Annotated in this window: 1 protein-coding gene; it reads right to left on the minus strand. The window is 39.1% G+C overall.

Annotated elements, in window-relative coordinates; translation table 11 throughout:
• Nucleotides 1-1082 (minus strand): immunoglobulin domain-containing protein (locus M0051_RS19535; RefSeq protein ID WP_306743253.1); only part of this gene is annotated, 1082 nt, incomplete at both ends.

A 1082-nucleotide genomic window follows, 5' to 3' on the forward strand; every position in this document is an offset into this window, starting at 1 on the left:
AATACAATATCTTCTCCCTCACATACTACCTGGTTAGTTGGCTGAACTGCAATCTTATTAACTGCTAATATTGTTAGTGTTGCGAAATCACTTTCATCAACTGCCGAACATGTGCTACTCCAGGCCTCACATTTATATTGATTCGCATCCATGGATATGGATACCGGATCAATAGTTAAGTTTGCTGTACTTACTCCACTGTAAATTCCTCCTTCTGCCAACGCAGTCCATACTCCACCCGGTGTTTTCTCATACCATTTGTATTCAATTGTTGGTTCGCCTGTGGCACTTACACTAAAGCTTACACTCTCTCCATCCGATGCTGTCTGATCGGATGGATCCGTAATTACAACCTCTTCGTAAACCATAAGATTAGCTACATTCGTAGTTGCACTATTACATACATCCCCTGATACTACACAATAATAGGATTGTCCATTCTCAGGATTTGATGCAATCGTCAATGTCTTAGTGCTTCCTACTAAATTGCCTCCCTTATCGAACCATTCGTAAGTAACCGTACCTTCTGCCGTTCCGTCTGCATAAAAGGATACCGGTACATCTGATGCACAAATTGCTTTATCCACAGGATGCAAGGTGATTTTTGCATTTTCCTGAACAGTTACATTATATACGATATTTACATTGTTACAATTCTGATCATTATAAACCTTACAAGTATAAGTGCCTGATTCTGACAATTCTGCATTACCAAGATTTAATACAGATCCTGTTTGTAAAACTGTTCCACTACCTGATTTTGTCCACTCATACTTAATTTTCTCTCCTGCCGTTGCATCTACCGTTAAACTTAATGGAGTGTCTTCACAAACAGCTAGGTTATTGGTTAAAGCTGTAGCTACAACTATATTTTCCCATACATCAACACTAACTTCGTTAGATGGCTGATTTGTACTTGAACCATCTTTTACAACACATCTTACTCCCCAGGATTCCATTGCCTGGCTTACATTGGCAATTGTATAGGTTGACACTGCACCAACTGTTGATACATCTGCAATATTTGCATCTACAAATACATTATCACCTGTATGGTATTGCCATTGGTAAGTCAGTCCTGT

Origin of the sequence: Marinifilum sp. D714, from assembly GCF_030851345.1 — a bacterium.
In the GTDB taxonomy this organism is placed as follows: domain Bacteria; phylum Bacteroidota; class Bacteroidia; order Bacteroidales; family Marinifilaceae; genus Marinifilum.